This is a genomic window from Streptantibioticus parmotrematis (assembly GCF_019890615.1).
GTDB lineage: Bacteria > Actinomycetota > Actinomycetes > Streptomycetales > Streptomycetaceae > Streptantibioticus_D > Streptantibioticus_D parmotrematis.
Genome location: NZ_JAINVZ010000010.1, coordinates 75386 through 88643, shown reverse-complemented (window position 1 = coordinate 88643; position 13258 = coordinate 75386). Strand labels below are relative to the sequence as shown.

11 protein-coding genes are annotated in these 13258 nt (G+C 71.9%); 7 read left to right on the top strand and 4 right to left on the bottom strand.

The annotated features are described in order from the left end of the window. Positions 1–82: 82 nt before the first annotated feature. Positions 83–2248, bottom strand: a complete 2166-nt coding sequence (locus tag K7472_RS16465; protein WP_222978661.1) for a glycosyl hydrolase family 18 protein — start codon at positions 2246–2248, stop codon at positions 83–85. 541 nt (positions 2249–2789) lie between these two features. On the opposite strand from K7472_RS16465, the gene K7472_RS33460 reads away from it, so the two are divergent. Then, positions 2790–3851, top strand: a complete 1062-nt coding sequence (locus K7472_RS33460) for a glycosyl hydrolase (protein ID WP_222978660.1) — start codon at positions 2790–2792, stop codon at positions 3849–3851. A gap of 40 nt (positions 3852–3891) precedes the next feature. Here K7472_RS33460 and K7472_RS16455 read toward each other — a convergent pair whose 3' ends face one another. Further along, positions 3892–4836, bottom strand: coding sequence for a hypothetical protein (locus K7472_RS16455; RefSeq protein ID WP_222978659.1), 945 nt, complete (start codon positions 4834–4836; stop codon positions 3892–3894). A 106-nt stretch (positions 4837–4942) separates the two neighbouring features. After that, positions 4943–6046 (bottom strand): LLM class flavin-dependent oxidoreductase, encoded by a 1104-nt coding sequence (locus K7472_RS16450; RefSeq protein WP_308013941.1) that lies wholly within the window; start codon positions 6044–6046, stop codon positions 4943–4945. 260 nt (positions 6047–6306) lie between these two features. Here K7472_RS16450 and K7472_RS16445 point away from each other — a divergent pair, with 260 nt between their 5' ends. The 6 genes from K7472_RS16445 to K7472_RS16420 all read left to right on the top strand — a co-directional run bounded on the left by K7472_RS16445 (position 6307) and on the right by K7472_RS16420 (position 11844). Next, positions 6307–7332, top strand: a complete 1026-nt coding sequence (locus K7472_RS16445; RefSeq protein ID WP_222978657.1) for a D-2-hydroxyacid dehydrogenase — start codon at positions 6307–6309, stop codon at positions 7330–7332. A gap of 342 nt (positions 7333–7674) precedes the next feature. Beyond that, complete coding sequence (gene ehuB / locus K7472_RS16440; protein WP_252395736.1) at positions 7675–8505, top strand: ectoine/hydroxyectoine ABC transporter substrate-binding protein EhuB; 831 nt, start codon at positions 7675–7677, stop codon at positions 8503–8505. Next, positions 8502–9317, top strand: coding sequence for an ectoine/hydroxyectoine ABC transporter permease subunit EhuC (gene ehuC / locus K7472_RS16435; protein WP_222978654.1), 816 nt, complete (start codon positions 8502–8504; stop codon positions 9315–9317). Before ehuB ends, ehuC begins: the two co-directional genes overlap by 4 nt. 32 nt (positions 9318–9349) lie before the next feature. Further along, positions 9350–9967, top strand: coding sequence for an ectoine/hydroxyectoine ABC transporter permease subunit EhuD (gene ehuD, locus K7472_RS16430; protein WP_252395735.1), 618 nt, complete (start codon positions 9350–9352; stop codon positions 9965–9967). After that, positions 9957–10784 (top strand): amino acid ABC transporter ATP-binding protein, encoded by an 828-nt coding sequence (locus tag K7472_RS16425; RefSeq protein ID WP_372457977.1) that lies wholly within the window; start codon positions 9957–9959, stop codon positions 10782–10784. Before ehuD ends, K7472_RS16425 begins: the two co-directional genes overlap by 11 nt. A gap of 325 nt (positions 10785–11109) precedes the next feature. Further along, positions 11110–11844 carry an IclR family transcriptional regulator gene (locus K7472_RS16420; protein ID WP_222978880.1) on the top strand — a complete coding sequence of 245 codons (735 nt, stop codon included), beginning with the start codon at positions 11110–11112 and terminating at the stop codon, positions 11842–11844. A gap of 86 nt (positions 11845–11930) precedes the next feature. Here the strand turns inward: K7472_RS16420 and K7472_RS16415 are convergent, their stop codons facing one another. After that, positions 11931–13178 carry a chitinase gene (locus K7472_RS16415; protein ID WP_222978651.1) on the bottom strand — a complete coding sequence of 416 codons (1248 nt, stop codon included), beginning with the start codon at positions 13176–13178 and terminating at the stop codon, positions 11931–11933. Between the last annotated feature and the right edge of the window lie 80 nt (positions 13179–13258).

Sequence of the window (13258 nt, the reverse complement as noted above, 5' to 3'; positions counted from 1 at the left end):
CGCGGGGCGATGCCCGGCGAGCGGTGAGGGGCGGCTTTCTCACTCGCCGGGCATCGCGGGAAGGCGGACTCCGCCGGGCGCGTCAGGCGACGCCGATGTCGTCCGCGTAGTACGTGCCCTGGCCGTACCACCCGTGGACGTAGATCGTCACGCTGGTGGTGTTCGCACCGGTGGTGAAGGAGGTCGACAGCTTCTGCCAACTCCCGCTGGTGCTGGTCCAGGTGGAGGTGTCCGTGGTGCCGGTCCCGGAGTCACCGAGGTAGACGTAGGAGCCGTCCACGTAACCGCTCAGCGTGTACTGGGTGTCGGGCTTCACGCTGATGGTCTGCTGGCACTGCGCGTCGTCACTGCTGGACGCGGCGCCGGCGAGGGCGTACGTGCCGCCGTGCACGGTGGTCTTCTGCACGCTGCCCGTACTGCCGGAGCAGGTCCACGGGGACAGCGCGCCGCTCTCGAAGTTCCCGTTGACGACACCGCCGGAGCCGGGGTTCCCGCCGGTCGAACCGCCGGTGGTCGTACCGCCGGTGGTGGACCCGCCGGTGGTCGAGCCGCCGGTCGTGCTGCCGCCGGTGGTCGTACCGCCGGTGGTGGAGCCCCCGGTCGTCGAGCCACCCGTGGTCGAACCCCCGGTCGTGGAACCGCCCGTCGTGGAACCGCCCGTGGTCGAACCGCCCGTCGTGGAACCGCCGGTGGTCGAGCCCCCGGTGGTGCCGCCGCCCGGCGTGCACGTCCCCGCGCTGCCGTTGACGTCGTTCACGGTGTCGTTGAAGAGCGTCGCCGCCTGGTCGAGGTCGTACAGCGAGAACATGAACTCGCCGCCGAGGCCGTTGCAGTGCAGGTAGTCCGCCTTGGCCTGCAACGACTGCGCGTCCTCACCGGTCCAGAAGTTGGTGCCATCGTAGAAGTAGGCGGCCTGCGCCGAGGGATCCCAGAAGGTGTCGCTGGGGTTGTCCACGACGCCCGTCAGTTCCTTGTACATCCGCACGCCCGGCACGTTGCCGGAGTCGGCCGAGCCCGCGGCCGGTCCTGTCGCGGTCTGGAACAGGCCGTGGTCGCTGCCCGCCGGCACGCCCGTCCAGCCCCGGTAGTAGAACGGCACCCCGAAGTTGAGTTTGCTCGCGGGGAAGCCGCCCGGGATGCCGTACTGCGAGTCGCCGACCGTGTACGCCTTGATCGCCTCGTCGTCCGAGTACTTCTCGTTTCCGGGCGCGATGGGCGAGCTGGGGTCGTTGGGGTTGTCGTAGATCGGCGAGGCGTGGTTGGTCGGGCCGGTCGGCTCGAACCCGCCGTGCATGTCGTACGTCATCGGGTCACCGAAGGTGAGGTACTGGCCGATCTTGTCGGTCTCGATGTCGGCGATCTTGTCCTGGCCGGCCGGCAGGGCCGCGGACAGGGCGTAGGTCTTGCCGTCCGCCTTGCCCTGGGCGTCGAGTTCGGAGCGGAACTCGGCCAGCAGCGCGGTGAAGTTCTGCTTGTCGCTGGGGCTGGAGTGGTTGCCGAGGTGGCCGCCGCCGCCCGGGTACTCCCAGTCGATGTCGAAGCCGTCGAAGATGCCCGCGGCGCTGCCGGCGCCGCCGTAGCCGCCCTGCGAGGGCAGGTTGCCCTTGATGAACATGTCGATGCAGGACGAGACGAACTTCTTGCGCGAGGCGTCGGTGGCCGCCACGTCCGAGAAGTACTTGGAGTACGTCCAGCCGCCGATCGACAGCAGCACCTTGAGGTTGGGGTTCTTCGCCTTCAGCTCCTGGAGCTGGTGGAAGTTGCCCGCGATCGGCTGGTTGTAGACGTCGGCGGTGCCGTCGACGCTGATGTCGCTGCCGAACGACTTCTGGTAGTCGGCGAACGCGTCCTCGGCGCCGTCACCGGCGTTGGGGTCGGACTCGCCGCCCGGGTCGGGGTCCGACGCCTTGGTGCCCTCGAAGCAGGTCAGGTTGGTCGGGTCGATGTTCTCGAAGTCGTAGATGAGGTAGTTGAGCTTGCCGGCCATGCCTTCGTCCTGGACGTTCTTGAGGTAGAAGGCGTTCTGGTAGACCGACCACTGGTCGTAGTAGGCGACTTTCAGGCCGCCGCTGGTCGTGGACGCGCCCGTGGTGTTGTCCGCGGAGACGGCCGAGGTCCTCGGGGCTGACGAGGCGTCGGCGGTTCCCGCGGCGAGCAGCGCGCCGAACGCGCCGATGCCGAGTGCCGCGGCGGCCAGGGCCGCGGTCCAGGGTCTGACGGCCTTCCGGCCTTTGCGAGGTGTGCGCACAGGGACGACCTCCTGGTGGGGGTGATTGTCTCTGGGATACCGACACGTCAAGTACACGTCAATGGTCTGGACTAATCGTGGACTAGACCAATATGCCCACTGGAGCGCGACGCGGCTGATGGGGCCGGGAGTGCCCGCGGGAACCGCCTCGACGGCCGGAACCGGCGGAATCCCGAACCCCGTTCCGCCCGGCCGCGCCGACCCGGTATGTTGAGGCCCGTACTTTCATGGGGGGTTCTTGTGCACACCAACGACGTCCTCGTCCGCCCGTCGCCGCGTCGCGGGACCGTCGGCGGACGCCCGGCGGCCGGCCCCACGCAGGCCTGACACCGCGTACGGGATCTCCCGCACGTCACCACCGGCGAGCACCGTCGCTCGCCCCCGTGGGCGACACCGGGCGGAACTCCCGCCCTCCTCCCACGCCTTCCGTCTCCGCGGATCCTCCGGGCAGTTCGGCATGCCCGGAACGCGCCGGCCCACGTCCGGCTCCGCGGCCCGCGACGGATCGACGAGAAGCCGATGACCTGAACAGGAATGAGCTGTGAGACGCACTTCGCGAGGCAAGGGCAGCAGGAGAAGAGCGAAGAGAACCGGCACCATAGCCGGGCTGGCGGCCCTGCTGGGCGCCGCCGCCTTCGCCGCCAGCACCTTCCTCACCACGCCCGGCGCCCAGGCCGCGGCCGTCACGCACCCGGTGATCTGGGGCCTGGAGTCGGGCTCGATCAGCGCCGACGTCGGCGGCAACGGGATCGTCGGCGGCAGTGCCACCGCCGACACCATGAGCGGCAAGGCGTCCGGCCTCGCCCCCGGCATCGACTCCTGGTTCGTCTCGCAGGCCGCCACGGCCGCCAACGTCAACCAGATGAACGTCTCCCGGGCGGCCGGCGCCGTGCCGATGATCGCGTGGTCCCCGCAGGGCACGCTGAGCCAGATCGCCTCGGGCGCGCAGGACGCGCAGCTGACGTCGATGGCGCAGTCGCTGGCCGCCTACGGGCACCCCTTCTACATCCGGCCGTTCGCCGAGTTCAACACGCCGTGGGAGACCTACAGCCTCGGCAAGTCGGGCAACACCCCGCAGGCGATGAGCGCGGCGTGGAAGCGGATGTTCGGCATCTTCCGCAAGTACGACGGCTCCAACGCGCTGTTCGTGTGGACGGTCGGCTACTCGGGCACCACGAACACCGTCAAGCCGTCCTGGCCCGGCAGCGGCTACGTCAACTACGTGGGCATCGACGCGTACGACTGGTGCACCTCGGCGTCGTGGTGCCCGGGTGACCAGTACCGCTACAAGAGCATGCTCGCCCTGCTGCGGTCCTTCGACGCGGGCCGCCCCACGATGCTGGCGGAGACGGCGACGGGCCTGAACACCGCGGGCAAGGGCGCCTGGCTGTCCAACGCGCTCTCCGCGTCCAAGGCCGACGGCCTGTACGCGGTCATCTGGTTCGACGAGGCGCTCCAGGGCCAGCCGGACTGGAGGCTCGCGGTGCCGCCCGCCGCGGCGCCCAGCGAACACTCCGCGCTCCTGCAGACGATGGTCGCCTCGCCGCGCTGGGACTCGATCACCACGCTGGAGAAGTACGCGGTCAGCGCCCGCTGGAACTGATCCGCTCCCGGCTCTTCCGCTCCCGGCCTCCGGCTCCCGGTCAGGCCGTCCCCGGTGCGGGCATCGACGCGATGACCGCGCTCAGGTCCTCGGGCGACAGGGCCGGGCCCTCGGTGGCCAGCGACCACTGCCACACGCCGTCGGACCAGGTGTGCACGAAGACCTTCGGGTCGGCGAAGATGCCGCCCAGGTACGGGGGTTCACCACGGCGACGGCGGGCCAGACGGGCGGCGACCGGGCCCCGCGCGCGGCCGGGGCCGAGGGTGACCGCGTCGAGGCCGAGGTCCAGCACGAGCAGCCCGCTCGCCAGGTCTCCGTCGATCACCCGGGGGGCGGGGCGCGGGCCGGGCCAGTGGCCCGGCAACGGCAACGGCCGCTGCCGCCAGGCGGACCTGGCGGCGGCCAGCCGTTCCGCCCAGGCGGCCCGCGCCGCCTGCGCGTGACCGGGGTCGAACAGCTCGTCCGGCAGTGATCCGGGGAACGCCAGGTCCGTCAGCTCCTCGCGGTACTCACCGTCCGGCGTCTCGGCCAGCAGGACGAGCGGATGCTCGGCGTCCAGCACGACGCGCAGCCGCCCGGCGTGCGGCACCTCCAACAGCCACTCCGCGGCCTCCCGTCCGGCCCGCGCGTGCGGGCGCGGCCCGCTTCGGGGCACGGCTCCGGCGAACGGCCCGGCGCCCCCGGCCGCCACCAGCCGCCGCGGCGACCCGGCGAAGTCCCAGGAGAACCCGCGTGCGGGAGAGCCGCCCTCGGCCGGGGCGGCGACCCACAGCGCCTCCCCCGCCGCGCCCAGCGCGTCCCGGCGGACGCCGCGCCACCAGCCGGGCGGGCGGTACGCGAAGGTCTCGACGACGCCGACCCGGCCGGGCGTCATCCCGTTGCCGGGGTCGCGGCGCTGCCTGCGCACCCGGTACGTCCCGGTCATCGCGGGAAGCGGCCGGGTGGCCGCCGTCCGCCACCACGCCTCCCAGGACGGCACCACCACGCCGGCCCCCTTCATAGCGCCCTGCCCTCTCCAACGACCGCGCGGCGCCGCCGGTTCCGGGGGCGGTCCTCGGGGTCGGGGCCGACGTCATCCGGCCGGGAGGCCGTCAGCCCTTCGGCAACTCGTAGGCGTCGGCGATCAGTTCGTACGAGCGCAGGCGTTCCTCCGTGCCGTGGGCGTTGGAGGTGATCATCAGCTCGTCGGCCCCGGTGCGCTTGGCGAGCGCGTTCAGGCCCTCGCGGACCGCGTCGGGGGTGCCGTACTCGACGTTGGCCAGCCAGGAGTCCACGAAGTCCCGCTCGATCTCGCCGAACGGGTGCGCCTCGGCCTCCTCGGGCGTCGGCACCAGACCCGGGCGCCCGGTCCGCAGCCGCAGCATGGCGAGGGCGCCGGTGAGCACCTGGCGGCGTGCCGCGCGGTCGTCGTCGGCGGCGAAGGCCTGCACGCCGATCAGGGCGTACGGGCGGTCCAGCACGGCGGACGGCCGGAACGCCTCGCGGTACAGCTCCAGCGCCGGGACGGTGTTGTGCGCGGAGAAGTGGTGGGCGAAGGCGAACGGCAGCCCCAGCTCACCGGCGAGCCGGGCGCTGAACCCGCTGGACCCCAGCAGCCACACCGGCGGACGGCCGGGCGACTGGACGCCGCCGGGCACGCTGCTCTGCACGGGCCCGGGCACCGCGTGGATGCGGGCGTACGGGTGGCCCTGCGGGAAGTCGTCGTCGAGGAACCGGATCAGTTCGGCGAGCTGCCGGGGGAACTCGTCGGCGCCCTCGTGCGCCTGGTCGCCGCGGCGCAGCGCGGCGGCGGTGGCGCCGTCCGTCCCCGGCGCGCGGCCCAGACCCAGGTCGACCCGGCCGGGGGCGAGCGCTTCGAGCGTGCCGAACTGCTCGGCTATCACCAGCGGCGCGTGGTTGGGCAGCATCACGCCGCCGGAGCCCAGCCGGATGGTGCCGGTGTGGGCGGCGAGGTGGGCGAGGATGACCGCGGGCGAGGAGCTGGCGACGCCGGGCATGGAGTGGTGTTCGGCCACCCAGAAGCGGTGGAAGCCGCGGGCCTCGGCACGCCGGGCCAGCTCGGCGGAGGTGCGCAGCGCCTCGGTCGCCGTCCGGCCGCTGCCCACGGTGGCCAGGTCGAGCACGGACAACGGCACGGGAGCGGTGCCCCGCGCGGGGCCCCTGATCTCGTCGGCGGCGATGGTCTCGTCGGCCACCTGCTCTCGCCTCCTGCGGTACGGGAACGTGTCACCCACAGCCAGCCGGTCCCGGCCCCGGCTTATTCCCACCGCCGCCGGGTGCTTCCACCGATTGTTGACAACGTTCGCCGGGCGTCCCTAGCGTGGCCAGTCCACAGCCGAACCACAGCTCCCACGCCCGTCCGCGCAGCTCTCACCCCCGTCCGCCCAGCCGGAGCCCGTCCGCGAGCGCATCGTCCAGCGTCACCAGGCTCACGTTCCGGAAGCGGTTTCACGTCATGACTGGTCCCGAGACGGCTCCCCGGGCCGCTCCCGACTTCCCCACCGTGCTCGTCGTCGGCGACGACCCGCCGCGCCAGCTGGCCCGGCTGAACCGCAGGGCCCGGGTGCTGCGGGCCGGGTCCGCGGACCATCGCGCGCTGTGCGCGCGGCTGCCGCTCGCCGACGCGCTGCTGGTGTGGGACTTCGCCTCCGACGCGGTGCGCGACGCGTGGCCCGCGGCGGGGGCGCGGGTGCCGGCCTGGGTGCACACCGCGAGCGCGGGCGTCGACCGGCTGGTCTTCCCCGAGCTGGTGGCCGCGCCGACCGTGCTCACCAACGCCCGCGGGATCTTCGAGCAGCCGGTGGCGGAGTACGTCGCCGGGCTGGTGGTGGCGATGGCCAAAGACTTCCGGGGGACCTGGGAGCTGCAACGGCAGCGCCGCTGGCGGCACCGTGAGACGATGCGGGTGGCCGGAACGCGTGCGGTGGTGGTCGGGGCGGGCCCGATCGGCCGGGCGATCGCGAGGACGCTGGCCGCGCTGGGGGTACGGATCGAACTCGTCGGCCGCACCCGGCGCGACGCCGACCCGGAGTTCGGGACGGTCCACCAGGCGGGGGCGCTGGCGCGGCTGCTGCCCGCCGCGGACTGGGTGGTGTGCGCGGCGCCGCTGACCCCCGCGTCCCGGGGCATGTTCGACGCGGCGGCGTTCGCCCGGATGCGGCCCTCGGCACGCTTCGTCAACGTCGGCCGCGGCCCGCTGGTGGTCGCCGACGACCTGGCCGAGGCACTGCTGACCGGGCGCATCGCGGGCGCGGCGCTGGACGTCTTCGAAGACGAACCCCTCGACCAGGACCACCAGTTGTGGGACATCCCCGGCCTGTTCGTCTCCCCGCACATGAGCGCCGACACCTTCGGCTGGCAGGACGAGCTGGCCGAACAGTTCCTCGCCAACTACACCCGCTGGACCACCGGGGCCCCTCTCTTCAACATCGTCGACAAACGCCTGGGTTACGTGCCGGTCGACCCCCGCCCCGCGCCGTAGCCCTCCCGAAGGCCCAGGTCACCCCTGCCGAGCGGGCCGATGGCGGTCAAGTCCCCTACGAAGAAGGCTCGTTGACACGCTGGACGCCGCATAACGGATCGGTATCGGTTGCCCATGGGATCGCCGGTTCCGGGTAGCGGCGCGCCAGCACCGCACTGCCTGTCGTGTTCCGGACAGGCGGATCGGATCAACGGCGCCTGGAGGGTCATGAGTCACCCGGTACGAGGCACAGGGACGACGACGGACAGACGCTCCGCGAGAACGGCGGGCCCCGCGGGAGGCGGGCGGGCGGGGCCGGGGAGACGGCGAGTGCTGGCCGCGGCGGCCGGGGCCGGTGCGGGGATGCTGGGGCTCGGCGCCTGCGCCAGGGTGGACACCGCGCAGGCCACCGACGGCGGCAATCTGCTGCAACGGCTGCGCAAGCAGGGCACCGTACGGCTCGGCATCGCCGGGGAGATCCCGTACGCGTACATCGACAGGAACGGCCATCTCACCGGCGAGGCCCCCACGGTCGCCGGCGAGATCTTCAAGCGGCTCGGCGTGCCGCGCGTGCAGCCGGTGCCGATCGACTTCGGGTCGCTCATCCCCGGTCTGCGCTCCGACCAGTTCGACGTGATCGCGGCGGGGATGTTCATCAACCCCACGCGCTGTCAGCAGGTGCTCTTCTCCGACCCCGACTACCAGGTGCAGGAAGCGCTGCTGGTCCCGCAGGGCAATCCGAAGAAGCTGCGCACCTTCGACGACATCGCGCGGACGAAGGCCACGATGGGCGTGGCCACCGGCGGCGTCGAGATCGGTTACGCGAAGGCGTCGGGCGTTCCCACCGCCCGCATCGACATCTTCAACGACCCGCTCAGCGGCCTGGAAGGCCTCCAGGCGGGCCGCATGGACTGCTTCACCGGCACCAGCCTGACGCTGCGTCAACTCCTCGCCACCGGCCACCATCACGGCATCGAGCTGACCGAGCCCTTCGTGCCCGTCGTCGGCGGCAAGAAGCAGTACGGCGCGGGCGGTTACGGCTTCCGGCCCGGCGAGACGAGGCTGCGCGACGCGTTCGACGGGCAGCTGCACGCGTTGCGCTCCAGCGGTGAACTGCTGCGACTGATACGGCCGTTCGGCTTCACCACGACGGAGACGACGACGCTCACCGCGAAGGAGTTGTGCCGCGGATGACGACCGGACTGTACGAACTGCTGCTGCGCGGGCTGTGGCTCACCGTCCAGCTCACCGTCTTCAGCGCCGTCCTCGCCGCCGCCGTCGCCTTCCTCGCCGGGCTCGCGAGGCTCTCGCGCCGGTGGATCGTGCGCTTCGTCGCGGGCGTCTACGTGGAGTTCTTCCGTGGCACGTCCGCGCTGGTGCTGATGTTCTGGCTGTTCTTCGCGCTGCCGCTGCTGGGCTGGCAGCTCGCCGCGCTGTGGGCGGGCACGCTGGCGCTGGGCCTGTCCTACGGCGCGTACGGGTCGGAGATCGTGCGCGGCGCGCTGCGCGCGGTGCCCCCGGCGCAGCGTGAGGCGGCGATCGCGCTGAGCTTCACGCCCGCGCAGCGGATGCTGCGGGTACTGCTGCCGCAGGCGCTGCCGGAGATGGTCCCGCCGTTCGCCAACCTGCTGGTCGAACTGCTCAAGGGCACCGCGCTCGCCTCGGTCCTGGGCATCGGCGAACTCGCCTTCAGCGCCCAGCTGGTACGGCTGGCGACCGGCGACAGCGCCCAGGTCTACGCGATCATCCTGGTGATGTACTTCGTCGTCGCCTTCGTGATCACCCGGGCGATGCGGCTGCTGGAGCGGCGGGCGAAGGCGTCGGTGGGCAGGGCGCCGGGACGCTCGCGCGGCAGGCCGACGCGGGTGCCGCCGGGCGCGATCGACCCGGCCGTGGGCGCCACCGCGACGGTGGGCGGCGGCACGGCGGGCGGCGGCACGGCGGGCGGCGCTTCCCCGGGGACGGCGGCGGCCGGAGGCACGGCGACCGGAGGTGATGTCGCGTGAGGACGTGGGACTGGTCGTACACCGGGCACGTCATGCCCGACCTGCTGCGCGGGCTGCTGGTCACCGTCGAGGCGACCGCGCTCGGTTCGCTGCTGGCGTTCGCGCTGGGGCTGGTGTGGGCGCTGGCGTTCCGCGCGCCCACCCGGTGGGTGCGCTGGCCGGTGCGGGCGGTGGTGGAGTTCGTGCGCAACACCCCGTTGCTGGTGCAGTTGTTCTTCCTCTTCTACGTGCTGCCCTCGGCGGGCCTGACGTTCTCGCCGCTGGCCACCGGCGTGTTCGGGCTGGGGCTGCACTACTCGACGTACACCGCCGAGGTCTACCGCGCCGGCATCGACGGCGTGCCGCCCGGGCAGTGGGAGGCGGCGACCGCGCTGAGCCTGCCGCGGCGGCGGGTGTGGATCGCGGTGATCCTGCCGCAGGCGATCCGCCGGGTCGTCCCGGCACTCGGCAACTACGTGATCGCGATGTTCAAGGACACCCCGATGCTGGCCGCGATCACCGTGCTGGACATGCTCAAGCAGGCCGAGGAGGCGGGCGCGGAATCGTTCCGCTACACCGAACCGATCACCGTGGTCGGCCTGCTCTTCGTGCTCATCGCGTATCCGACGTCCCTGCTGATGCGAGCCCTGGAGCGCCGCCTTGGTACCTGAGACCCCCGACCCCGCAGCCGAGCGCCCCGACGACGCGTCGCCGAAGGCCGACCCGGCGCCCGAACGCCCCGACTCCCCCGAGCCGTCAGGTGATTCCGTCGGCACACCGCTGGTCCGCTTCGAGAAGGTCTGCAAGCGGTTCGGCGACACCGTCGTGCTGGACCGGCTGGACCTGGACGTCGAGGCCGGCCGGCACGTCACCCTGATCGGGCCGTCCGGCTCCGGCAAGACCACCATCCTGCGCCTGCTGATGACGCTGACGCAGCCGGACGAGGGCCGCATCCTCATCGACGGCGCCCCGCTGGACGCCCGCGCCCGCAAGACGATCGGCATGGTCTTCCAGCAGTTCAACCTCTTCCCCCACATGCGGGTCCTGCGCAACGTCACCGAGGCGCCGGTGCACGTCCTGGGCATGGACAAGGACGAGGCGGCCGAACGCGCCAAGGGCCTGCTGGAGATGGTGGGTCTGGGCGACAAACTGGACGCGCGGCCCTCGCAGTTGTCCGGCGGCCAGCAGCAGCGGGTGGCGATCGCCCGGGCGCTGGCGATGCGGCCGCGGGTGCTGCTGCTGGACGAGGTGACCTCCGCGCTCGACCCGGAACTGGTCGCCGGAGTGCTGGACGTGCTGCGCGACATCGCGCGCGGCACCGACATCACGATGGTGTGCGTGACCCACGAGATGAACTTCGCGCGCGACATCTCCGACTTGGTGGTGATGTTCGACGGCGGACGGGTGGTGGAATCCGGGCCGCCGGAGGCATTGTTCCATTCACCCCGCCATGAACGGACCCGGGAATTCCTGAGCGCGGTGCGCTGAATCGCCGGTGCTCGCCCGGAAGGGGCCGTGTGCCGCGTCGAGTATCCGTGCGGCGCACGGCGGTTCCCTTTTCCCGTGGTCCATGACCATGGCATATGCCGAAGTGGCCCGCCCCTGCTCGCGCCCGGGGCGGGGAGCCGTGAAGTGGTCAATCGGGGTCCATAACCGGCCCGTTGGGGCTATCGTGGATTCCGGTTCAGGTGTCGGTCGCGGCTTCGTCGAGCCGACGGGTCGTGGCCGGAGGTCACCTTGACGAGGCGAACGGTTTGACGAGGCGAACGGTCACACCTGCGAGGGGGACCCCGTGGCACTGGAGCACCGGCAGATGACGCCTGTCTACGCCATCCAGTACGCGATCCGGGTGCTGGAGACCGTGGACCGCCACGGCCGCGACGTGACGGCCGCGCAGCTGGCCCGGGAGATCGACGTGCCCGCGGGCCAGTTGTCCCAGCTGCTCGCCATGCTCCAGCACGAGGGCTATCTGCACGCCTCCGCCGACGGCGCCTACGTGCTGGGCGACTCCGCCATACTCCTCGGCAGCGGCACCCGGCAGCAGGCGCTGACCGACAAGATCAGGACGGTCCTCACCCGGCTGCGCGACGAGGTGGGCGCCGCCGTCTACTTCAGCCGCTACGACGAGGGCGAGGTCCGCATCGTCGACTACGCGGACGGCCCGGCCGCTCCCAAGGTCAACGAGTGGGTCGACTTCCGTTACGCGGCGCACGCCAGCGCGGTCGGCAAGTGCCTGCTGACCCAGCTCGACGCGGACGGACGGCGCGAGCACGTCTCGCGTCACAAGGTGGCCCGGCTGACGTCGAAGACGATCACCAACGAGGACGTCCTGCTCAACACCCTCGACAGCCAGCCGCCCACGGTCCCCACGCTGGACCTCCAGGAGTACGCGGTGGGCACGGTGTGCGCAGCGGTCCCGGTGACGGTGGGCAGCACGGTCGGCTGCCTCGCGGTCTCCATGCCCCTGGACAGAGCCCACCGCCTGAAGAAGGCAGCCGACACCCTCAACAAACGCTCGGCCCCGGTGCTGCTGTCACTGGCGATCTGACCACGCGCACGCGGAAGTCCGGACTGCAGAAGTGAAGGGCCGGTCCCGGACGGGACCGGCCCTTCACTTCTGCAGTCCGGGGTGCCTCAGCAGGGTCCCTCGTCCTGCCAGACGCCCGAGCCGCCCGTCGAGGGGGCCTCGCCCTGGGTCCACCACTTGGCCTTCCAGGTGTGGCCCTGGTAGGAGACCTCGTCGCCGCCGGTGTAGACCGCGGTGGCGCTGTAGGCCGCGGCGGTGCAGGTGCCGGAGGTGGGCGGGGGGCTGGTGGGCGGCGTGGTGGGCGGGGTCGCGCCGGCGAACTCCACCGAGTACTTGGTGAAGTCGTACGCGCCCTGCGGCACGCTGCTGCACGAGCCGGAGGTCTGGCCGTTGTTGTCCGGCGGGCTGCACTGCCGGTCGCGGTTGACCGACCAGAAGGTGAACCGCGCCATGTGGTTGCTCTCGGCGTAGTTCAGCACCGTCTGGAAGTCCGACTGGTAGAAGTACTCGCCGCTGTCGCTGCGGCCGTTCATGCCGGAGTAGCCCTCGTGCGCGTACGCGGTCGCCTGGTCCCAGCCGAACGTGGACTGGAGCATCTGGTTGAACGCGGTCAGCGCGGCGGTCTGCGAGGCGGCGCCGTTGAAGCCGCCGTCGAACGGCATGATGGAGAACGCGTTGGGCGTGAAGCCGTCCGACTTCGCCTGGTCCAGCATCTGCTGGCCGAACCATCCGGTGCCGGCCGAGGTGCCGGGGGTGGTGACCGAGAGGTAGATGCCGGGGTTGTCCTGCTGGAGGATCTTGGCGGCGCCGATCTCGTTGGCGACGGCCGCGGTGTTCTCGTACTCCGGCTCTTCGAGGTCGAAGTCCATCGCCTTGAGCTGGTACTTGTCGATCACCTGCTGGTAGGCGGCGGCGGTCGCGGCGGGTGTGCCGCAGGCCTGGCCGAGCTTGGTGCCCGCGTAGCCGCCGACCGAGGCGGACACGTCGCCGCCCTTGGCGCGGATCTCGGAGATCACGCTCGCGACCGAGGTGTCGGAGGAGACCGGGTCGGTGCCGTCCCAGGTGGGCGTACAGCCGCCGCCGCTGGGCGCGAGGATGAACGCGAGCTGGAAGGCCTTCAGTCCGGTGGCGTCCATCACCGCGCCGGGGTCCGGCGGGTCGTTGTCCAGCGGCATCAAGTACGGTGCCGCCGCGTACCAGTTGCTGCCCAGCGCGGTGGCGGTGGACGTGGTGGCGTCGGTGGTGGCCGCGTGGCTGGTGGCGGCCATCGTGGTGAGTCCGGCTACGGCGAGGGCACCGGCGGTGGCGGCGCCCAGCAGGGTTCTGAGGCTGCGGCCTCTGCGCGTACGTGACACGGGTTCCGTTCCTCCAGGGGTGGGGGCGGAGGTTGGTACAGACCAATACCGGACAGCGTGGGGGCGCTGATGGGTGCACG